The sequence below is a fragment of the Halomonas sp. CSM-2 genome, from assembly GCF_002119345.1.
GTDB classification, from domain to species: Bacteria; Pseudomonadota; Gammaproteobacteria; order Pseudomonadales; family Halomonadaceae; genus Vreelandella; species Vreelandella janggokensis.
Genome location: NZ_NBYR01000015.1, coordinates 93,144 through 114,440 on the forward strand (window position 1 = coordinate 93,144; position 21,297 = coordinate 114,440).

At 59.3% G+C, this 21,297-nt stretch carries 15 protein-coding genes; 2 read left to right on the plus strand and 13 right to left on the minus strand.

From position 1 onward, the window contains the following. Positions 1 to 74 precede the first annotated feature (74 nt). Positions 75 to 515, plus strand: a complete 441-nt coding sequence (locus B7L15_RS14090) for a YtoQ family protein (protein ID WP_085919584.1) — start codon at positions 75 to 77, stop codon at positions 513 to 515. Between the two features lie 127 nt (positions 516 to 642). Here the strand turns inward: B7L15_RS14090 and B7L15_RS14095 are convergent, their stop codons facing one another. The 10 genes from B7L15_RS14095 to pilM all read right to left on the minus strand — a co-directional run bounded on the left by B7L15_RS14095 (position 643) and on the right by pilM (position 14,805). Further along, positions 643 to 1,620, minus strand: a complete 978-nt coding sequence (locus B7L15_RS14095) for an IS110 family transposase (RefSeq protein ID WP_085919585.1) — start codon at positions 1,618 to 1,620, stop codon at positions 643 to 645. Between the two features lie 289 nt (positions 1,621 to 1,909). Then, entirely contained in the window at positions 1,910 to 3,328 is a 1,419-nt protein-coding gene (locus B7L15_RS14100) for an FAD-dependent oxidoreductase (RefSeq protein WP_085919586.1), read from the minus strand. Positions 3,329 to 3,364: 36 nt separating this feature from the next. Further along, on the minus strand, positions 3,365 to 7,807 hold the full coding sequence (gene gltB, locus B7L15_RS14105; RefSeq protein WP_085919587.1) for a glutamate synthase large subunit: 4,443 nt from the start codon (positions 7,805 to 7,807) through the stop codon (positions 3,365 to 3,367). A 454-nt stretch (positions 7,808 to 8,261) separates the two neighbouring features. Further along, positions 8,262 to 9,368 carry a 3-dehydroquinate synthase gene (gene aroB, locus B7L15_RS14110; protein ID WP_085919588.1) on the minus strand — a complete coding sequence of 369 codons (1,107 nt, stop codon included), beginning with the start codon at positions 9,366 to 9,368 and terminating at the stop codon, positions 8,262 to 8,264. Next, positions 9,365 to 9,928 (minus strand): shikimate kinase AroK, encoded by a 564-nt coding sequence (gene aroK, locus B7L15_RS14115; RefSeq protein WP_066321297.1) that lies wholly within the window; start codon positions 9,926 to 9,928, stop codon positions 9,365 to 9,367. Before aroK ends, aroB begins: the two co-directional genes overlap by 4 nt. Beyond that, on the minus strand, positions 9,928 to 11,967 hold the full coding sequence (gene pilQ, locus B7L15_RS14120) for a type IV pilus secretin family protein (RefSeq protein WP_085919589.1): 2,040 nt from the start codon (positions 11,965 to 11,967) through the stop codon (positions 9,928 to 9,930). Before pilQ ends, aroK begins: the two co-directional genes overlap by 1 nt. 54 nt (positions 11,968 to 12,021) lie before the next feature. Further along, positions 12,022 to 12,561, minus strand: a complete 540-nt coding sequence (locus B7L15_RS14125; protein ID WP_085919590.1) for a pilus assembly protein PilP — start codon at positions 12,559 to 12,561, stop codon at positions 12,022 to 12,024. Beyond that, entirely contained in the window at positions 12,558 to 13,187 is a 630-nt protein-coding gene (locus B7L15_RS14130) for a type 4a pilus biogenesis protein PilO (RefSeq protein ID WP_085919591.1), read from the minus strand. Before B7L15_RS14130 ends, B7L15_RS14125 begins: the two co-directional genes overlap by 4 nt. Next, the gene (locus B7L15_RS14135; protein ID WP_085919592.1) at positions 13,184 to 13,747 is read right to left on the minus strand and encodes a PilN domain-containing protein; all 564 of its coding nucleotides are present in this window, start codon (positions 13,745 to 13,747) and stop codon (positions 13,184 to 13,186) included. The genes B7L15_RS14130 and B7L15_RS14135 overlap by 4 nt, the downstream gene beginning before the upstream one ends. Next, positions 13,744 to 14,805, minus strand: coding sequence for a type IV pilus assembly protein PilM (gene pilM, locus B7L15_RS14140; protein WP_085919593.1), 1,062 nt, complete (start codon positions 14,803 to 14,805; stop codon positions 13,744 to 13,746). The genes B7L15_RS14135 and pilM overlap by 4 nt, the downstream gene beginning before the upstream one ends. A gap of 193 nt (positions 14,806 to 14,998) precedes the next feature. Between pilM and B7L15_RS14145 the strand changes: the two genes are divergently transcribed. After that, positions 14,999 to 17,530, plus strand: coding sequence for a penicillin-binding protein 1A (locus B7L15_RS14145; RefSeq protein ID WP_085919594.1), 2,532 nt, complete (start codon positions 14,999 to 15,001; stop codon positions 17,528 to 17,530). Between the two features lie 89 nt (positions 17,531 to 17,619). On the opposite strand, the gene B7L15_RS14150 is transcribed toward B7L15_RS14145, so the two are convergent. Genes B7L15_RS14150 through B7L15_RS14160 form a run of 3 tightly spaced genes read right to left on the minus strand, consistent with a single transcriptional unit; the run spans position 17,620 to position 21,192 of the window. After that, entirely contained in the window at positions 17,620 to 19,629 is a 2,010-nt protein-coding gene (locus tag B7L15_RS14150; RefSeq protein WP_085919595.1) for a TRAP transporter permease, read from the minus strand. A 31-nt stretch (positions 19,630 to 19,660) separates the two neighbouring features. After that, a complete protein-coding gene (locus B7L15_RS14155; protein ID WP_085919596.1) occupies positions 19,661 to 20,212 on the minus strand; it encodes a DUF1850 domain-containing protein in 552 nt (183 codons plus the stop codon). A gap of 20 nt (positions 20,213 to 20,232) precedes the next feature. Further along, positions 20,233 to 21,192 carry a TAXI family TRAP transporter solute-binding subunit gene (locus B7L15_RS14160; protein WP_085919597.1) on the minus strand — a complete coding sequence of 320 codons (960 nt, stop codon included), beginning with the start codon at positions 21,190 to 21,192 and terminating at the stop codon, positions 20,233 to 20,235. Between the last annotated feature and the right edge of the window lie 105 nt (positions 21,193 to 21,297).

A 21,297-nucleotide genomic window follows, 5' to 3' on the forward strand; every position in this document is an offset into this window, starting at 1 on the left:
CGCCGGTATCAATATGGAATGTTTTTCCATAAAATAACTGTATCGACTAAACGGCTGCGTTATCAGGAGCGACCATGAGCTTTTACGTTTATCTATCCGGCGAGATCCACACCGACTGGCGCGACGAAATTCAGCGCGGCGCCGACGCGGCAGGCCTGGATATCGTCTTCACCGCCCCGGTGACCGACCACGACGCCTCAGACGCCGCCGGTGACCACCTCGGCAAACCCGACAATGGCTTCTGGCGCGACCACCAGTCGTCCAAGGTCAACGCCATCCGCACCCGCACCATGATCGAACAGGCCGACCTGGTCGTCGTACGCTTCGGCGACAAATACAAGCAATGGAACGCCGCCTTCGACGCAGGCTACTGCGCCGCCCTCGCCAAGCCCTACATCACCCTGCATAGCGAAGACATCGTCCACCCCCTAAAAGAAGTCGACGCAGGCGCTCAAGCCTGGTGCACCACCACCGACCAAGTCGTCGAAACCCTTCGCTACGTCCTCAAAGCCTAAGACGCCCACCCAGCAAAGTGCACGGTGATCTGAGCGCAATTCATCGCGTGGTCAGCAACCATCGTGCCACCAAGCCCGCGGTGAGGGGGTCGTAGATACCTTCTCTCGATACCAACTGCAAGGGGCTTTATGTCCCTTGCGGCCGATATTCGCTTTGTGACTTCAACACSCCAAAAGCGATGTGTACCAATTTGCGCATAGCCGCCCCCAGCGCCGACAACGTTGGCTTGCCACGGGCTTTGAGTCGTGCAAATTGCTCGCTGATATCAGGATTACATCGGGTCGATACGACGGCGGCCATATAAAGCTTCCGGCGGATGCCGGGCGCCCCTGTCTTGGAAAGGTGGGACCGTAACTTCACCGATGAGCCTGATTCTTTCAGTATTGGCACGAGGCCCAGGAAGGCGGCTGCCTGGCGAGCACTGCGGAAGTCTCGACTGCGTAGCGTAGCCACCAGACGAGCTGATAGGACGTTTCCGATGCCGGGGATACTCTCGAGTAGTTTGCGATCCTGTTTAAGCGGCGGGTGCGCCTCGAAATGGTCAGCGATCGCCTGCTGGAGCCGCTGTACTTCTCGCTCAAGGGCGACCAGCATATAGCTAATGGATTCGCTYGCTTGAGTRTCGGTGTTGAATTCRGCCTTCTCCAGGCGGTTACGCTCGCGCTGCAGGTCGTCTTCTACGGCCTCTAACCGGTTGATAAGGCGCTTGAGCTCTCTCACCTCCGTTGGCTCTGGTTGCCACGGTTGAGGGTTCCGTTCAATCCCATAACGGGCAAGCATCATGCTGTCTTTGCGGTCAGTCTTACTGCGAACGCCCATCCCCTTGGCGTGATGGCGCACCTGGGCAGGATTCAGTACGTACACGGTGACGCCCATGTCATGCAACCAGTATGCTAAGGGTTCATGATAGATACTGGTGGCTTCCAGAAAGACATGCAGGTTGTCGATGTCTTCGCCGGTTTGCCTGACAAGCCAGTCGAGCAAACCTGGGTAGTCCTGATGGCGGTTGGGGAAAACTTTCGTTTTGACTTTCCCCTTGCTCAGATCGCGCACCCACAGGCAATCAAGTTTCTGTTTGCTAACATCAATACCGATATATGCCATCTCGTTGTCTCGCCTTGTTCGTACAGCCTCTTTCGTCGTGCGAAGGGCTTTGGATACCGTCCAAATTTACGAGATAAGAAACCAGAAAGGGCCCATCTACGAAGCAGGGTCAATGCCCATCAGGAGCCCAACGGGTTACCCTTCTGGCCAGAGAGAATGGTAGCTAATCATTCCCTCTTGAGAGACACAAGGAGCCCAATTCATTGGGCGATCAGCAATCATCGAGGCACCGAAGAGGATTTCCCGTAGACAGCCCGATCGCCCGACAAGTCCGATGCTGGAATCCGAATTAAACGCCCAGATAATCCAGCATGCCTTCCGCTGCCTGACGGCCTTCGTAGATGGCGGTGACCACCAGGTCAGAGCCGCGCACCATATCGCCGCCGGCAAAGATTTTCTCGTTGCTGGTCTGGAAGGCGTATTGGCCGTGCTCCGGCGCGGTGACACGGTCGCGCTCATCGACCTGGATATTGGCCGGGTCGAACCAGGGCGCGGGGCTTGCCTGGAAACCGAAGGCAACAACCACCGCATCGGCGGGAACAATTTCTTCCGAGCCCGGCACTACTTCAGGGCGCTGGCGACCGTTTTCATCCGGCTCGCCCAGACGCGTACGCACCACCTTCACGCCTTCGACCTTGTCGTCACCGACCACGGCGACCGGCTGACGGTTGAACAGAAACTCGACGCCCTCTTCCCGGGCATTGGCAACTTCCTTACGTGACCCCGGCATGTTGCCTTCATCACGGCGATAGGCGCAGGTCACGCTCGCCGCTCCCTGACGAATCGAGGTGCGGTTGCAGTCCATTGCGGTATCACCACCGCCCAGGACCACCACGCGCTTGCCTTCCATTGAGATGTAATCGTTGGGATCTTTTTCAAAGCCCAGGCAGCGATTGACGTTGGCAATCAGGAAGTCGAGCGCTTTATAAACACCCGGCAGATCTTCGCCCGGGAAGCCTCCTTCCATATACTTGTAAGTGCCCATACCCAGGAAAACGGCATCGTAGTCCTGGAGCAGCGTTTCAAACTCAACGTCGGTACCGATCTCGGTATTCAGCCGAAACTCGACGCCCATCTCTTCAAAGACCGCACGGCGACGCTCCATGACGTTCTTTTCCAGCTTGAACTCGGGAATACCGAACGTCAGCAAGCCGCCGATTTCAGGGTATTTGTCGAACACCACCGGCTTGACACCATTGCGTGCCAGGATATCGGCGCAGCCAAGGCCTGCAGGTCCTGCCCCCACAATCGCCACTTTCTTGTCCGTCCAGGTCACCTGCGACATATCCGGACGCCAGCCCATGGCAAAGGCCGTATCGGTAATGTACTTCTCGATCGATCCAATGGTCACCGCGCCAAAGCCATCGTTGAGCGTGCAGTCGCCCTCGCACAGACGGTCCTGGGGGCACACACGACCACACACTTCGGGCAGCGAGTTGGTTTTGTGCGAAAGCTCGGCGGCCTCGATAATATTGCCTTCCACCACCAGCTGCAGCCAGTTGGGTATGTAGTTGTGTACCGGGCACTTCCACTCGCAGTAAGGATTGCCACAGTGCAGACAGCGGTGTGCCTGGCTGGCCGCGTCGGTGGGCTTGTAGGGCTCGTAGATTTCAGCAAATTCTTTGGAACGCTTACGCGCATCTTTTTTCTGCGGGTCCTGACGACCCACATCCACAAACTGGAAATCGTTATTCAAACGGTTGGCCATGATCTCTCTCCTGTCAGCGATAGGGGCATAAAACGGTTATTCCGGCTGACGCCGAGACTGATCCAGCAGGCTACCCAGGCTTGCGGCCTTGGGCTTTACCAGCCAGAAGTGACGCGCGTAGTCGCTGAAGTCTTCCAAAATAGCCGCCCCACGCGCTGATCCTGTCGCTGCTACGTAGGCCTCAATCATTTCGCGCAGGTGGCGTCGATACGCCTCCATCGCTTCGGTGTTAACACGGTGAATCTCAACCAGTTCATGGTTGTACTTGTCTACAAAGGTGCGCTCTTCATCCAGCACGTAGGCAAACCCGCCTGTCATGCCGGCGCCGAAGTTCACCCCGGTCTCACCAAGGACGCAGACCAGGCCACCGGTCATGTATTCGCAACAGTGGTCGCCCGCGCCTTCGATAACGGCCGTCGCCCCGGAGTTACGTACCCCGAAACGCTCACCCGCCGTACCCGCCGCAAACAGCTTGCCGCCGGTCGCGCCATACAGGCAAGTGTTGCCGATAATCGCCGTTTTGTGGCTTTCAAATTCACTGACTTTCGGCGGCACAATCACAATACTGCCACCGTTCATGCCTTTACCCACGTAGTCGTTGGCATCGCCTTCGAGATACAGGTTCAGGCCACGGGCGTTCCACACCCCGAAGCTCTGCCCGGCAACGCCGGTAAAGCGCGCGGTGATCGGCGCGTTTTCCAGGCCTTCTTCACCGTAGCGCTTGGCAATCGCGCCGGATGTCAGCGCGGCGACACTACGGTCACAGTTGGTAATGGTGAAATCAAACTCGCCACCCGACTGGTTTTCTATGGCGTCTTTCAGTGCCGCCAACACTTCCTGGTTTTTGGCACCCGGATCGTGGGGCACGTTACGGCTCACCTTGCAGAACTGGGGCGCATCCGCGGGCACGAAGTCGTTGGTCAGCAGCGGCGTCAAATCCAGCTTGCGCTGGGAGGCGGTATTGCCTTCCAGCACGTCGAGCAGGTCGGTACGGCCGATCAGATCGGTGAGTTTGGTCACACCCAGCATGGCCATCAACTCACGCACTTCTTCGGCGATAAAGCGGAAATAGTTCTTGACCATGTCCACGGTACCGCGGAAGTGCTCGCCGCGCAGGAAGTCATCCTGGGTGGCGACACCGGTGGCACAGTTGTTCAGGTGACAGATGCGCAGGTATTTACAGCCCAGCGCGACCATCGGCGCGGTACCGAAACCGAAGCTTTCCGCGCCAAGGATCGCCGCCTTGACCACGTCCAAGCCGGTCTTCAGACCGCCGTCGGTCTGCAGGCGGATCTTGTCACGCAAACTGTTGATACGCAGCGCCTGATGGACTTCCGGCAGCCCCAGCTCCCAGGGTGACCCGGCGTGCTTGATCGAGGTCAGGGGACTTGCGGCCGTACCACCATCATAGCCGGACACGGTAATCAGGTCCGCGTAGGCCTTGGCAACCCCTGTCGCGATAGTGCCGATACCCGGCTCGGACACCAGCTTGACCGATACCTGGGCGTCCGGATTGACCTGCTTGAGGTCAAAAATCAACTGCGCCAGGTCTTCGATCGAGTAGATGTCGTGGTGCGGCGGCGGCGAAATCAGCGTCACGCCGGGCACCGAGTAGCGCAGCCGCGCAATCAGCTGATTGACCTTGCCGCCAGGCAACTGACCACCCTCACCGGGCTTGGCGCCCTGGGCGACCTTGATCTGCAGGACTTCCGCATTGACCAGGTAGTGAGGCGTCACCCCAAAACGGCCAGAGGCAATCTGCTTGATTTTCGAGCTGCGAATCGTGCCGTAGCGCGCCGGGTCTTCGCCGCCCTCGCCGGAGTTGGAGCGGCCACCTTCCTCGTTCATCGCCTGGGCAAGTGCTTCGTGGGCCTCCGGCGACAGCGCCCCCAGCGACATGCCCGCGCTGTCAAAGCGCGGCAGCAGGTCTTCAACCGGCTCGACGTCATCCAGCGGAACCGGCGTTTCAGCAGGCTTGAGGGCCAGCAGGTCGCGGATTGTCGCCACCGGCCGCTCGTTGACCAGCTGGGCGAATTTCTTCCACTTGGCGTAGCTGCCTTCCTGGACAGCGGCCTGAAGCGTCATCACCACGTCAGGGTTATAGGCGTGATACTCGTGGTTATGAACGTACTTGAACAAGCCGCCCTGGGTGATGCCCTTGCGGGGAATCCAGGCGTCTTTGGCCAGCAATGCCTGCTGCATTTGCAGCTCGGCAAAGCCAGTGCCCTGGATGCGCGACGCCATGCCCGGGAAGCACATCTGCATGATGTCGTCGTCGAGGCCGACAGCTTCAAACAGCATCGAACCGCGGTAAGACGCCAGCGTCGAGATGCCCATCTTGGAGAGGATCTTGAACAGCCCCTTCTGCAGGCCTTTACGGTAGTTTTCCCGCGCGTCTGCCGGGTTGCCGGTCAGTTCGCCGGTGCGGTGCATATCCGCCATCACCTGATAGGCAAGCCAAGGGTAGACAGCCGTCGCGCCCACGCCGAACAGCACGGCCATCTGGTGGGCATCCCTGGCGTAGCCGGTCTCGACCACAATATTGGCGTTGGGGCGCAGGGCAAGCCGGCCCAGATGGGTATGAACCGCCCCTACCGCCAGGACTGCCTGAATCGGCAGCATGCCTTTGGGCAAGTCGGCATCCGTCAACACCAGCAGGACTTTACCGGCCCGCACCTGCGTTTCGGCTTCCTGGCAAAGCGCCGTCAGTGCTTGTTTGAGCGACTGCTGCTCGGGGTCATAGCCCAGCGACAGGGTATGACTGGCAAATGCCGGATCATCCTGACTGACCAGGGCGGTAAATTTGCGCGGCGACAGCACCGGCGTGGTCAAGATCAGCCGGTGGGCATGTTCCGGGGTCGCTTTGAAAACATTCAGCTCGGCGCCACAACAGGTTTCCAGCGACATGACGATCGCTTCACGTAGCGGATCGATGGCCGGGTTGGTCACCTGGGCAAACTTCTGGCGGAAGTAATCCGTCAGCAGCCGCGGACGGCTGGACAGCACCGCCATGGGCGTATCATCGCCCATTGAACCTACCGCCTCCTGACCGCTTTCAGCCAACGGACGCAGCACCTGGTCGCGCTCTTCAAAGCTGACCTGGAACATCTTCTGCTGCACGTTCAGTGCATTACCATCCATGTTCTGGAAACGCGCCAACTCGGTCAGCGCCGATTCCAGGTAGTTGGCTTCCTGCTTCAGCCAGCGCTTGTACGGATACGCCGACTTCAGCCGATTGTCGATGTCCTCGGTATGCAGCACCTCACCGGTATGGGTATCCACCGCCAGCATCTGGCCGGGTCCCACACGCCCTTTGGCCACCACGTCTTCCGGCTTGTAGCCGTAGGTGCCGATTTCCGACGCCAGGGTGATATAGCCATTCTTGGTAATCACCCAGCGCGCAGGACGCAGGCCGTTACGGTCGAGCATACACACTGCCTGGCGCCCGTCGGTCATCACCACGCCTGCCGGGCCGTCCCACGGCTCCATATGCATGGAGTTGTATTCATAGAAGCCGCGCAACTCGGCGTCCATGGTTTCGACGTTCTGCCAGGCTGGCGGCACCATCATGCGCACTGCGCGGTGTAGTTCCATGCCACCGGTCAGCAGCACTTCCAGCATGTTATCCATGCTGGAGGAGTCTGAACCGGTGGTATTGACGATTTCATCCAGTTCGGCGATATCCGGCAGGCGCTCGTTAACGAAGTTCGCTTTACGCGAGTTCGCCCAACCGCGGTTGGCTTGAATGGTGTTGATCTCGCCGTTGTGCGCCAGCAGGCGGAACGGTTGGGCAAGCGGCCAGCGCGGTGCGGTATTGGTCGAGAAACGCTGGTGGAAGACGCAAATGGCCGTTTCCAGGCGCGGGTCGTTGAGGTCTGTATAGAAAGCCGGCAGATCTTCGGGCATTACCAGCCCTTTATACGACACCACTTCGGACGACAGCGAAGCAACATAAAAGTCTTCGTCGTCGCGCATCGCCTGTTCGGCATGACGGCGCGCCATGAAAAGGTCAACATCAAAGTGCTCACCGCTACCCGGCTGCACAAAGACCTGCCTGATACGCGGCAGGCAATCGAGCGACATCGGCCCGCACACGCTGGCGTCGGTGGGCACATCGCGCCAGCCGATCACGTTCAGGCCGCGTGCCTTGAGCGCGTCTTCAAGTGCATCGCGTCCACGTGCAGCCCGCTTGTCATCATCGGGCAGGAACACAACCCCAACGGCAAAACGCTCGCCCAGCTCAACGCCCAAGGCGTCCTTGGCCACCGCCTGCATGAAGTGAGTGGGCATTTTAAGCAACAGCCCGCAGCCATCGCCGGTTTTACCGTCAGCGGCGATCCCCCCCCGGTGCGTCATGCAGGTAAGGGACTCGATCGCGGTTTTCAACAGGTCGTGGCTGGCCTGCCCTTCCATATGGGCAATCAGGCCAAAGCCGCAGTTGTCGCGAAACTCGCCGGGCTGGTGAAGACCTCTATTCATGGGCGTGCCTCTAGTCAGCGTGTTTTTTTGGTAGCGGGGTTGTGATAAAAAGGCGGGTTGTTGATTTTTTTAGTGGTGATAACCGGCCTGTTGGAGGGCGGCTTTTGCCTTCGCTACCATTGGAAAATGGCCGGTCAGCATAGCGATTTGCAGCCGCTTTGCGCAATCTTTCCTCACCTCCTGAGCCTTCAAAACCCTTTCCAAATCCTGTAGTTGCACAACCGATCAATTAAAAAAACGATATCCTTCAACCACTTGCAGCGCAGGAAAACGCTATTTTAACGAAACACCCCAATGACTAGACTTTAGTCTAATAAGGCGCTTTTTAGCCATGCCGATACTGCATAAGGCATGCGGATTAGCTAAAACAGAAACCTTTATTGCGCACACCTAAAAACACCCCGCTTAGTCGAAGCGGGGTGTTTTTAGGTGCAATACAACGGGAAATCAGCAGCTAGCGTCGTGGATATTGATCGAGCAGGGTTTTTAATTGGTCAGGCGGCACCGCATCGCTGACGCAGGCACTGCCCAACGCCTCAAGCAGCACCAGGCGCAAGCGGGTATCGATATTCTTCTTGTCCAGCCGCATGCGTGCAAGAAAGTCGTCACTCGACATGCTTGCCGGTGCATGAACAGGCAAGTCGGCGCTCTTGATCACCGCCAGGCTGCGTTCGCGATCCGCCGCCGAAATCCAGCCCAGCTCATGGGAGAGCGTCGCGGCCATGGCCATCCCCGCGCCTACGGCTTCGCCGTGCAACCAGTTACCATAGCCCTGGTGCGCTTCAATGGCGTGGCCAAAGGTGTGGCCCAGGTTGAGCAGCGCGCGAACGCCCTGCTCGGTTTCATCCTCAGCGACGATATCCGCTTTTATCAGGCAGCTTCGGGCGATGGCCTCGGCAATCACCTCGGGCTCCACGCGGCGTAAAGCCGTCATGTTGGCTTCCAGCCAGGCCAGGAAGGTTTCATCACGGATGAAACCGTATTTGATCACCTCCGCGAGTCCCGCTGACAACTCCCTCGCGTGCAGCGTGGTGAGCGTGTCGATATCGACCAGCACGGCCTTGGGTTGCCAGAAGGCGCCGATCATGTTCTTACCCAGCGGGTGATTGACGCCGGTTTTGCCGCCCACCGAGGAGTCCACCTGGGACAGCAGCGTGGTCGGCACCTGGATGAACGCCACGCCACGCTGGTAGGCGGCGGCCGCGTAGCCGACCATGTCGCCAATGACCCCACCGCCCAGCGCTATCAGGGTGCAGCGACGGTTAAACCCCGCTTCCAACAGCGCACTCCAGATACGCTCTACCTGCTCGATGGTCTTGTACTGTTCGCCATCGGGCAGCACTAGCGTGCGCACCTCCAGATCATCCGGCAGGCTATCGCAGAGACGTTCCAGATACAGCGGGGCAATGGTTTCATTGGTGACTACCATTACCTGCTGGCCAGCCAGATACGGCGTCAGCATATCGGGCCTGCCTACAAGCCCTGTACCAATAAGGATCGGATAGCTGCGCTCGCCGAGCGCCACCTCAAGCGTACGCTGTACGCCGTCAACTGCGGTCATGGGGATACCTTGTTTGACGAATTTATGGATTCAAGAGGGTCGACCAGGCGCCGGACGCGACGCACAATTTCATTGACCACCGCGCGCGGGCTGCGCCGGTCGGTACGCACGGTAATATCCGACGTGGCGCGATAAAGCGGGTCACGGGCGGCGAACATATCGTTCAGCACCTTCTCGCGGTCAGCACACTGCAACAGCGGGCGGTTGCGGTCTTTCGCCGTGCGCCGGAGCTGCTGATCGACAGTGGTCAACAGGTACACTACCGTGCCCCGCTCGCGGAGCGCGCGGCGGTTTTCCTCGCGCAGCACCGCGCCACCGCCGGTCGCCACAACCACGGGATGGCGTTGGGTCAGCTCGTCGATCATGTGAATCTCACGCTGGCGAAAGCCCTGCTCGCCTTCCACATCAAAAATCCACGGGATATCGGCCCCGCAGCGCGCTTGAATGGCGTGGTCGCTATCAAAAAAGTCGCGCGATAGTTCGGCTGCCAGCAGTCGACCAATCGTGCTTTTGCCAGCCCCCATGGGGCCAATCAGAAAAAGGTTGGGTAAATCCTGCATTAGCGAACCGTTAAGCCATCATCAAGAAGTCGTGGTGTAATAAAGACTAACAACTCTACCTTTTCATTGCTCTCTTCGGTATAGCGAAACAGTCGACCCAGCAAGGGAATATCGCCGAGCAGCGGTGTTTTGGCGACTTGACGCAGCTCCTCGGTGGTTAAAATACCGCCCAGCACCACGGTTTGCCCATTATCGACCAGTACCTGGGTCTCGATTTCATTGGTGTCTATCGGCGGTTCCCCCCCAAACTCGGACTCCCGGAAGCTGTCATTGCGAATCAACAGATCCATGATGATGCGGTTATCCGGCGTAATCTGCGGGGTGACCTCAAGCGATAGCTCGGCCTCCTTGAACTCGGTATCCGGATTATCGTTACCGTCAACACTCTGGAAGGCACGCTCCTCGCCCTGGCTGATGGTAGCGGTGCGCTGATTGGCGGTAATGATCTTGGGCTGTGAAATGGTCTGGCTCTTGCCCTCACTTTCCAGGGCGCGCAGCTCAAGATCGAGCAATACATCACCGGCCAGGTAGCCAAAGCTGAACCCGGCACCGGCGTCGGAGGTATCGCCAAAATCAACCGCCAGCCCGCCGCGAGCGCGGTTTAGCCCATCGGGATTGATATCGCGGCGTTCGAATGTGCCGTCACCGCTATCCTGAAATCCGCGGGTGCTGGACGCCCCCCAGTTGATGCCCAGCTCGCGGGAAGCCGTATCACGGGCGATCACGATGCGGGCTTCAATCTGCACCTGGCGAACGGCTACATCCAGGCGGTCCAGCGTGCGCACGATTTCGCGCACTTGATCCGGGGTGTCCTGAACCAGCAGCGTGTTGGTGCGTTGGTCAACGCTGACGCGGCCTCGCTCGGTGAGCAGACCGAAACCTTCACCGCCACGCAGCAGTTGCGACAGGTCTTCGGCACGGGCGTACTTCACTTCAATAAACTCTGTTATAAGCGGTGCCAGCGTTTCCTGCTGATTGCGGGCTTCCAGTTCCTGGCGCTCTAGTTCAGCCAGTTCGCTCGCCGGCGCCACCACAATCACATTGCCCTTTTCACGACTGGAAAGCCCCTGGCTCTGGAGGATCAGGTCCAGCGCCTGGTCCCAGGGCACATCGTTAAGATTGAGCGTTACCCGTCCGCTGACGCTATCGCTGGCCACCAGGTTCAAGCCGGTAAAATCGGCGAGCGTGGCAAGCACGGCGCGCACTTCAATATCCTGAAAGTTAAGACTCAACCGCTCGCCAGTATATTCCTCGCCTTGATCCACACGCGCCTGCTGCGGGACTTCGCTGACAGGCTGGACTTCCACCGTCAACTGATCGCCTGACTGCGATGACACCATGGCATAGGGGCCATCGGTGGTGAGCACCAGCTCACTGCCGCGTTGCCCGCGGCGCGGCGTGATACGCGAGATCGGCGTGGCAAAATCCGTCACGTCATAGACCTGATTGAGGGCGTCGGGCACCGTCACCTGCCCGAGTTCGACAATCACCTCATTACGTCCACCCTCGCGCACCTTGGGGCTGACGCTGTCGCGATCAAAGGTCACCAACAAGCGCCCTGCACCACTTTCACCGCGTTGAAAGTCAATATCCTGCACCTGGGGCCCCTGCGCTGTTTCAAGGCGTTCGACAGGCAGCTCATTCGATGCCCCAGCGGCCGCCAGGGTCACGGTCAGCCGGTCACCGGACACCGATGAACGAAACTGGCGAGGCGCCTCCAGGTCCAGCACAAGGCGCGTGCGACCACTGCCTTCCAGCGCGGTAATGCCCTCAACGCCCCCCAGGTCAACGCGTGTCCGACGCTCGGTCAGGCCGTTTTGGGTATCCGCCAGATCCAGTGCCAAACGCGGCGGGTTCGTCAGCGGGTAGCCATTGAGCTCAGGCACCTCACCGCTGAAACGCAACTCCAACGCCACGTCACCGCCTTGCGTTTCACGCACCTCGAGATCGGTGAGCACCGACGCCACCGCCCAACCGGGAAGTAGCATCATTGCGGCCAGCATGCTTTGCCGAAAACGGCTTACCAAGGTGTTTGCCATGGGTCTCCATCCACTTGCTTTGGGTCGCTGCGTGATGCGCATGCCCGTCATCATTTAGCGCTCATCGACAATAGTGAGCGAAGCAGGACGTGTCTGCCAGCCATTTTGCTGGGTGTAGACGCGTTCGCGAATCTCAATCTCCTGAGCTGATATGGCAACAATGCGACCATAATTTGTGCCCATATAATGACCTTCCCTGACGTTAACCACCTCACCCTCAGGTGTCGCAATCATGGCCACTCGCCGACCGTCCATGCGTATCGTGCCAACCAGCTGAAGCTCTTGCAGTGAAAAGCGCTCCAGTGGTTCGGCAGGTCGTTGCGGGTCGGGGCCATTTTCACCCGCCGCCCCGTACGCCCTGTCCTGTGTCGATTGTGGCGGCAAAAAGGGGCTGCGCGCCTCGCTGTGCTGATAGCGTTGTGCAGGGTAAAGCGGCACATAGGGAATCACCATGACCGGCTCACTGCTGGAGGTTTGCCGTATATCGTCAAGGGTTGCCTCCAGTTGCGACAGCGCTGGATCCGCGCAGCCCGTCAACAGGAGAAACCCCGCTAGCCATCCAGCGACTAACCCTCGGCGAACCCACGACGTCATGGAGCCTCCTCCCGATCTCGGTAGGTGCGCGCCAGCAAGGAAAGCCGCAGGCTGTCCCCAGTGGTATCGACGGGCGCCAACGTGAAGTCGTGCTGGGTCACAAGCCGGGATAACGAGGCAATGTCGGCGGCGAAACGGGCAATCTGATGAAAGTCGCCGCGTACCTGTATATCCAGCGGCTGCTCCACATAGTGGGGCTGGGTAACCGTGGGACGCAGACGAATGGTTTCGATTGTCAGCCGGTTATCCACCGCGGCATCGCTGATACTATCGAGCAACGATGGAATCTCCGCACCGGTGGGCAGGATGGCGCGCACACGCGCCATTTGGTCTTCCAGCGTGGCAAGCTGCTCGCGTATCTTGGGCAATTGAGCCGCTTCACCTGACTGCCGACGGTAGTCGCCAAGCAAGCGCGATTCTTGCTGCTGCGCACTGGCCAACTCGGCGCGCCGCTCGCCGATAATCAACCATTCCATTATCAATACAGCCACCAGCAAGGCCAGCCCACCGCAAAGCGCTTTGAGCAGCAATGGCCAGCCACCGGCTTCTTTCACATCCAGGTCTCGCCAATCGACATCGCGCAGCTGTTGCCATTCCTGCGCCCAACGCGCCCGCTTCCAGATCATGGCTGCTCCTCGGCGGAAGCCGACAGTGAGGGTTGCTCAACATCGAAACGGAACTGTCGGCCGCCACCCTCAGCGTCACTCTCGACTTCCGATAGCGATGGCACGCCAAACGCCCGACTGTCAGCCACTCGGCGTAACTGCTCGGACACCTGCCGTTCGCTGGCCGCGACCCCTTCGATGCTGACCTGGGCACCGTTGCGCGACACCTGCTGGTAGACCACACCGCTGGCGACGCTGCTAGCGAGTGCATTGAACAGCTCAACGGTGCTGGCCCGCTGTGTTTGCAGCGTTTGGAACAACACCAGTTGCTCACCGAGCCGCAGGGCGTCCGCCTTATAGCGCTCCAGGTTGCCAATATCCGCTGTCAGCTCGCGGGTTTGAGCCTCAATAAACGCATTGCGCTGTTGCTGGGCAACCAGTTGCATTGAATAAAACTTGGCGATGCCCCAGCCGAGTGCGACGCCTAACAACAACATCAGCACCATAAAGTAGTAAAAACGCCGCGTGCGCCGTTCGCGCTGCTCCTCACGCCAGGGTAACAGGTTGATGGTGATGCTCATTGCCCAACCCTCATGGCCAGGCCGCCTGCAGTCAGCATCGCCGGGGCATCGTTGGTGAGCGCTTCGACATCCAGGCGCTTGTTGACCGCCATGGCCTGGAAGGGGTTGGCGATCGTCACGTTCATGCCACTATCTTCAGCGATACGCTCTGCCAAGCCAGGAATTACGCTCGACCCACCGGCCAGAACAATATGCTGGACCTCATGTTGACGCCCTGCGGTGTAGTAAAGCTGGAGTGAGCGGCCCACCTGCTGTACGACCGTTTCCAAAAACGGGTTAAGCACGCTGTCTGGATAGTCATCGGGCAGGCCGCCGCGTTTTTTGGCAAAACCGGCCTCCTCCATACTTAATTGGTAACGGTCGCGGATGGCATCGGTCAGTTGGCGGCCACCAAAGACCGTGTCACGGCTGTAGACGATGTGCCCACCGCGCACGACGTGAAAAGCGTTCATATTGGCCCCGATATCCACCAGGCCGACGCAGGCGTCGGGGTCGTCCTGAACATGAAGCTGGCGGCGCAGCACTTCAAACGATCGCTCCATGGCAAAGGTTTCAACTTCAACGGCGGCGGGCTCGAGCCCGGCGCGCTCGAGGGTCTCGGTTAACTGGCTTACATCCTGCTGGCGGCAGGCCACCAGCACCACCTGCTGACGGTCATCGTCAAATGGCGATGGCCCCAGGCACTCAAAATCAAACGCCACCTCATTGAACGGAAACGGAATATGCCGGTCTGACTCGGCGATGATGCGGGCTTCAATATCGTCTTCACTGAGTGATCGCGGAAAGCTGAGCGTTTTGGTGATCGCCGCGCTCGCAGGTACGGCCACCGCCGCTTTACGCGTTGACGGGCTGGCATGTTCTACCGCGCGACTGAGAACCTGGGCGACGTCGTCGATATCACGGATGCGTCTTTCCACTACCGCCCCTTCACGAAGCGGACGCACGGCGTAGCTTTGCACCTGAAAGTTCTGATGAGCGTTCTTGAGTTCAAGCAGCTTGACAGTCGCCGAGGTAATATCGACGCCGATCAACCCGTTACGAGGTTTGAGTAAGCGCATTATGGGTCCGGAGTCGCTTGCCTATCGCGTTGCTCGAGGTTACATGATTTTAAGCCGAGTCACACTCACGCCGCATGATGGCACATCAACACTGGTGGCGGCCGCCTTGGCTTCCTATAATGGCAGCCAGTTGCGTGATACGGTCGTTTAGATACCGTCTCTTTTTTATTCATCCCACGGGTACTTTCCATTCATGACGTTTCTCCGCACCCTTATTGTGTCGCTGTTGGGCATTCTGGTCTCGCTCACCGGTGCCGTCGTTCTTGCCCTGGTCGGCGCCGCTATCTATTTCGCTCCGGGCCTTCCGGACGTTCGTCAGTTGCAAAACTTTGAATTGCACACCCCCTTGCGCATCCTGACCCGCGACGGGCGCCTGATCGGGGAGTTTGGCGAAGAACGACGCATCGAAATTGACTTCGAGGCAATCCCCGATGAGATGATCAACGCACTGACCGCCGCCGAAGACGCCAGTTTCTTCGACCACCAGGGCGTGGACCCGCGCGGCCTGGCGCGCGCCTCCCTGGAACTGATGCAGAGCGGGGGAACCATCCAGTCCGGCGGCTCCACCATTACCATGCAGGTGGCGCGCAATTATCTGCTGACGCTGGACCAAACCTTCACGCGTAAAATCCGCGAAATACTGCTCGCCCTGCAGATGGAACAGGTGTTAAACAAACAAGAAATTTTTGAACTTTATGTAAACAAAATCTTCCTGGGTAACCGGGCGTACGGGATTGCCGCGGCGGCCGACACCTATTACGACAGACCCCTGGATGAACTGACGCTGGCCGAAACCGCCATGATCGCTGGCCTGCCCAAAGCCCCCTCGGCGTTTAACCCCCTGGCCAACTCTGAACGTTCGCTGATTCGCCGCAACTGGATTCTGTTCCGCATGCGCGAGCTGGGCCACATCGACGAAGAGACCTATCGTGAAGCCGTTCAAGCGCCGGTGACCGCAGAGCGGCATTCCACCGTGCCGGAAGTGGATGCGTCCTACGTGGCCGAAATGGCCCGCCAATACGCCGTCGATCGCTTCGGAGACGATGCCTATACCGGTGGCTACCGCATTTACACGACCATCGACAGCGAGTTGCAGCCCACCGCCCGCCGCACTCTGGCCAACGGCTTGATTGCCTACGACCGGCGCCACGGCTGGCGCGGGCCCGAGGAACGCGACATTGCCGCAAGCCTGGTTGAAGCCCAGGAAGAGACCGAAACCCGGGGCCTGGAAGAAGAGCTTGCCGAGTCACCGGAAATTCGCCAAACCGCCCGCCAGGCGGCCGCGCGAAGCCAAACTGAAATCGAAGGCATTGACGGCGATGTCAGCAACTGGCTTCAGGTCCTGGACCGCACGCCTCGCTATGGCTTGCTGGAGCCAGCGATTGTCGTCGAGAGCAGCGGCCAGGAAATGGAGGTTCTGGTTGACGGCGAACTACGCCAGATACCTTGGGAAGGCTTGAGCTGGGCCCAACCTTATCTCAGCCCGCGCAGCCGCGGTGCCCAACCCAGCTCGGCGCAGGAGATCGCGGTGCGTGGCGATATGATCCGTGTGGTTGAAAATGAAGAGGGTCAGCTTCGCTTATCGCAACTACCCGATGCAGAAGGCTCGCTGGTCGCCCAAGACCCACGCACCGGGGCAATTCGTGCGCTTCAGGGCGGCTTTGACTTCAACGCCAGTAAATTCAATCGCGCCATTCAGGCCCAGCGCCAGGCCGGTTCCATCTTCAAGCCGTTTATCTACCTTGCCGCCCTTGAAGACGGCGAGATGAACGCGGCCAGCGTGGTCAATGATGCCCCCGTGGTGATGGATGACGGCAGCAACGAGCTCTGGCGCCCGGTGAATTCGAGCCGCGACTTCCAGGGCCCCATGCGCCTTCGCCCGGCGCTGGCCCGCTCACGCAATCTGGTGACCATCCGCGTTCTGCAAAGCATGGGCATCAACTACACGCTTGAATACTTGAAAGGCTTTGGCTTTGCCGAAGGGCGTCTGCCTAACGGTCTTTCGCTGGCACTGGGCAGCGCAACGCTGACACCGATGGAAATGACCAATGCCTATTCGGTGCTGGCCAACGGCGGCTTCCAGGTCTCGCCCTGGTTTATCGAACGGGTCGCTCGCCAAGGTGACGAAGAAGAGGAAACCATCGACGAGGCAAACCCGCAAGTGGCCTGCCGTGAATGTGAAGACGGTCAGGAGACGGTGGAGATAAACGGCCACGACTACCCTGTGGCGAAACGCGTCGCCGACCCCGCTGCAGTGTACATTCTCCGCGACATGATGCGTGACGTGATCGAGAGAGGCACCGGACGCGCCGCGCTGAGCCTTGAGCGCGACGATATCGTCGGCAAAACCGGCACCACCAACAGCCAGCGTGATGCCTGGTTTGCAGGCTTTAACGACAAGCTGGTCACCACCGTCTGGGTAGGCAAGGACAGCAACGAGACCATCTCCGAGTATGGTTCCCAGGCAGCATTACCTATCTGGATCGACTTTATGGGGCAAGCCCTGGAAGGAACGCCCCCAGCGTTGCCTGAGCGCCCGGATACGGTCATTACCGCGCGCATTGATCCGGATAGCGGCCGTCGCCTGCGCGACGACCAGTCTGGCGGTATCGTTGAGCTGTTCCATGAGGATCACCTGCCTGACTACCAAAACAGACAGATCAGCCGTGAACTGGAAGAGGCCAGTGGCTCACAAGGCTCCGGCACGGCGGAATCGATTTTCTAGCCAACCCCACTCCACGCAAAAGGCCTGGCGATATGCCAGGCCTTTTTTATGCGGCGGTTTTTCACTGCATCGATCGGGCCGTTAGCAGGCTAGGCCGCGACAGCAGACTCCCGGCGACTGGCCAGCCAGTTGGCGATAATCGCCGCGCTCATGACGACCACCCCGGCAACTTCCGCCATCAGGTTGGGGTAGAACACGCCGACGATAGCTACCGCGATCGCCACACGTGACAGCCACCCCATGCGGGTGAACAGGTAACCTTCCAACGCAGCGGCAAAGGCGCAGAGCGCCAGCAAGGCGATCACCGCGTTCCAGATCACCAGCGGCACTGGACCGCCCACGATGATCTCCGGGTTAAACACCATGAACAGCGGAATCAGATACAGTCCCTTGGCGAACTTCCACGACTGGAAACTGGTTTCCATGGGCTTGCTGCCCGCAATGGCGGCCCCGGCAAAACCCGCAAGGGCAATGGGCGGCGTCACATTAGAGTCCTGGGAATACCAGAACACCACCAGGTGTGCAACCAGCAGCGGAATCCCGAACTCTGTCGTCAGCGCCGGGCCGACCAGCACGATCAGCACGATATAGCTGGCGGTGACCGGCAGCCCCATCCCCAGGACCAGGCTTGCCAGCAGAACCATGATGAGTGCGAGCACAATGTTGCCGCCTGAAAACGCCATCATCATCGACGAGAACTTAAGCCCCAGGCCGGTAAGCCCGACAATGCCCACGATGATCCCCGCAACGGCACACGCCATGGAGACGGCGACGGCATTGCGCGCCCCCAACTCCAGACCTTCCACAAGTTTCTTGAAACCCGCAGCGGCCATCTCCTTGATGCTGTGGGCCGTCACGGTTTCACCCTGGCGAGGGGCCACAAAGAAGAACCACAACACATAACGCAACACGGCCACCGCCACCATGGTGACGACCGCATAAAAGCCGACGCGACTGGGTGACATGCTCATCGCCAGCAGCCATACCAGAACGCCCAGCGGCAGCAGGAAGTGCCAGCCATCCTTCATCACCTGGCGCATCTGGGGCAGCTCGCTTCTGGCCATACCCTGCATGCCTTGCTTAAGCGCGATGATATGCACGAACAGGTAAACCGTTGCAAAGTACATGATCGCGGGCAGGATACTGATCTTGACGATTTCCAGGTACGGCGTATTGGTATATTCAGCAATCAAGAACGCCCCTGCCCCCATCAGCGGCGGCATGATCTGCCCCCCTGTGGAAGCAGCCGCCTCGATACCACCGGCCTGCTTGGGCTTATAACCCAGGCGCTTCATGAGCGGAATGGTAAAGGCGCCGGTGGTCACCACATTGGCGATTGCACTCCCAGAAATGGAGCCCATACCCGCGGAGGCCAAGACCGCCGCTTTAGCGGGCCCGCCCCGCTGGCGGCCCGTCGCCGCGTAAGCCATGTCGATAAAAAACTTGCCGGCACCGGTACTTTCCAGAAAAGCGCCAAACAGCACGAAAATAAAGATATAGGTCGCGGCCACGCCCAGCGGCAGACCGAAAATACCCTCCTGGCCAAGATAGAGCTGACCCGCAATACGGTCAAAGCTATAGCCCCGATGCCCCAAGATGCCAGGCAGCCACTCCCCCAGCCAGGCCAGATCACCGCGTGGCCCTGCCATCGCGTAAAGAATCGCAATCAGCCCGATCATGGTCATACTCAGGCCTACCGCTCGGCGGCTCGCCTCCAGCACGGTTACCGTGGCGATGCAGGCCACCATGATATCGGTCTGGGACCAGAAACCAGCCCGATTGATGATCTCATCGAGATACAGCACCAGATAGCCGCCAGTAATCAACGCACCGGTAAAAAACACCGCATCAAGCCCCCAGCCAACAATGCCCCTGGGACGCCCTCCGCCAAACACCGGGAACATCAAAAAGGCCAGCATCATGATCAACGCCAGGTGAATGCTGCGCTGATAAAACAGGCCCAACGGCTGGATGCCCGCTGAGTAAAGTTGAAACAGTGAGAGCCCTACCGCCACGATGGTAATGCACCACAACACAGCACGTGGCTGGACCACATTGCCGCCGGGCATTACCACCGAAGGTTGTTTTGATTCACTCATGGAGTCCTCGTCAGACGATATATCTGGCTGATTAGTTTTTCGCGTTGGCGTCAGCTGCCTCGGTCAGGCCCAGCGTTACCCGCTCGCCGGCTGCCCGGCGGCTCAGGCTGAAGCTGTGTGCCTGTCCATTGCGCTGCCAGACCAGGCGGTGGTTAACGGCAGGTGCGCCGACACGCAATACATACTGATTCCCTGGAACGGGCTCGTCGATGTGCTCGATCCAATATCCGCCCTGACCATCGGAAACCTGCTCGCCACGGCCGTAAATGTGCCCCAGGCCAGCGGCAAAGTCAGGTTGGTGGCTGCGTTCCAGTTCCATCACCCCCGCGTGATTTCGGTAACAGTCCAGGACCGTAAACTTCTCCACCGAATGCTGCCATTTCAGGCACCAGCGCGAGCCCTCGGGCATTGGCGTTTGGAAGAGCTGCTCGCCCTGCTCATCGGTCACTACCAGGAGCTCAGACGCATTAGCCGGAGCAGAGGTGGACTCCGCTCCGGCTAATGGTGAACCGGTTAGCCCCAGCACAAAGGCCGGGACTAACCTTACCGTCAGTGTCCAAGGCAGGCGTCGTAATGGTTGCATAATGATCGCCTGCGCAAGAATCAGGGACGTAGACGATCCGGAATCTCGGCGTCGACTTCTTCAAAGTAGCGAATGGCGCCCGGATGCAGAGGTACCGGCGTGGACTCCATGGTGAACTCGACGGTGGTATCGTTCGCCGCCGGATGAACCGCGATCAGTTCGTCGGTATTCTCGAACAGCAACTGGGTTAACTGATACGCCAGCTCTTCGTCCATATCCGAGTTGACCACCAGTACGTTGGGAATGCCGATGGTCTGGACCGTTTCGTCCATGCCTTCGTAGAGACCTTCCTGGAGCTGGTAGGGCGCGAACACTTCCACTGCTTCCCGCGCGTTGGCGACTTCCTCATCGGAAAGGCCGATGATACGGATGTCACGCGTAGTGGCCAGGTTCATGATGGAACTGGTGGGAGGCCCAACGCTCCAGAAACCCGCGTCGATATCGCCATCGCGAATGGCGTCAGCGGTTTCGTTGAAGTTCAGCCGCTGGGGCGTGAAGTCTTCATAGCTCAGGCCGTTGGCTTCCAGTACGGCGCGCGCATTCAGCTCGGTACCGCTACCGGGTGCACCCACGGAAACCCGCTTGCCTTCAAGATCGGCCAGCGATTCAATGTCTGAGTCGGCCAGGGTGACCAGCTGCACGGCATTCGGGTATACCGACGCCAGCGCACGGGTATTCTCGATCTGGCGGCCTTCAAAGTCGCCGGTACCTGTATAGGCCTGATAAACGGTGTCGGCCAGGGCCAGGGCCATATCGGCGTCACCGCGCATGATCAGCCCCATGTTTTCGACCGACGCACCGGTCACTTCGGCGGTGGCCTGAGCACCTTCAATATGCTCGTTGATCATCTCGGCGAAACCGCCGCCGATGGGGTAGTAAACGCCACCGGTACCGCCCGTGGCGATAGACAGTTGCTGGGCGCTGGCAGGCAGCGCAACGGCCAGGAGTGAAGCGGCAGCAGCTTTAGATAGAGTTCGCATAAGCGTTTCCTCCGTCCTGTTTGGACTTATAGGTATGGTTGACGATAGGGAGGTCATACATCCAGCTTCCGGTCGAATGGAAGCGGTCCCAGTGAAATTAGCATG

Bases quoted from the DNA above. Each gene is read 5' to 3' on its own strand.
- aroB (WP_085919588.1), bottom strand. From the start codon at position 9,368: ATGACCGCAGTTGACGGCGTACAGCGTACGCTTGAGGTGGCGCTCGGC.
- aroK (WP_066321297.1), bottom strand. From the start codon at position 9,928: ATGCAGGATTTACCCAACCTTTTTCTGATTGGCCCCATGGGGGCTGGC.
- B7L15_RS14155 (WP_085919596.1), bottom strand. From the start codon at position 20,212: ATGCAACCATTACGACGCCTGCCTTGGACACTGACGGTAAGGTTAGTC.
- B7L15_RS14125 (WP_085919590.1), bottom strand. From the start codon at position 12,561: ATGACGTCGTGGGTTCGCCGAGGGTTAGTCGCTGGATGGCTAGCGGGG.
- B7L15_RS14160 (WP_085919597.1), bottom strand. From the start codon at position 21,192: ATGCGAACTCTATCTAAAGCTGCTGCCGCTTCACTCCTGGCCGTTGCG.
- pilQ (WP_085919589.1), bottom strand. From the start codon at position 11,967: ATGGCAAACACCTTGGTAAGCCGTTTTCGGCAAAGCATGCTGGCCGCA.
- B7L15_RS14150 (WP_085919595.1), bottom strand. From the start codon at position 19,629: ATGAGTGAATCAAAACAACCTTCGGTGGTAATGCCCGGCGGCAATGTG.
- B7L15_RS14135 (WP_085919592.1), bottom strand. From the start codon at position 13,747: ATGAGCATCACCATCAACCTGTTACCCTGGCGTGAGGAGCAGCGCGAA.
- B7L15_RS14100 (WP_085919586.1), bottom strand. From the start codon at position 3,328: ATGGCCAACCGTTTGAATAACGATTTCCAGTTTGTGGATGTGGGTCGT.
- B7L15_RS14090 (WP_085919584.1), top strand. From the start codon at position 75: ATGAGCTTTTACGTTTATCTATCCGGCGAGATCCACACCGACTGGCGC.
- B7L15_RS14130 (WP_085919591.1), bottom strand. From the start codon at position 13,187: ATGATCTGGAAGCGGGCGCGTTGGGCGCAGGAATGGCAACAGCTGCGC.
- B7L15_RS14145 (WP_085919594.1), top strand. From the start codon at position 14,999: ATGACGTTTCTCCGCACCCTTATTGTGTCGCTGTTGGGCATTCTGGTC.
- pilM (WP_085919593.1), bottom strand. From the start codon at position 14,805: ATGCGCTTACTCAAACCTCGTAACGGGTTGATCGGCGTCGATATTACC.
- gltB (WP_085919587.1), bottom strand. From the start codon at position 7,807: ATGAATAGAGGTCTTCACCAGCCCGGCGAGTTTCGCGACAACTGCGGC.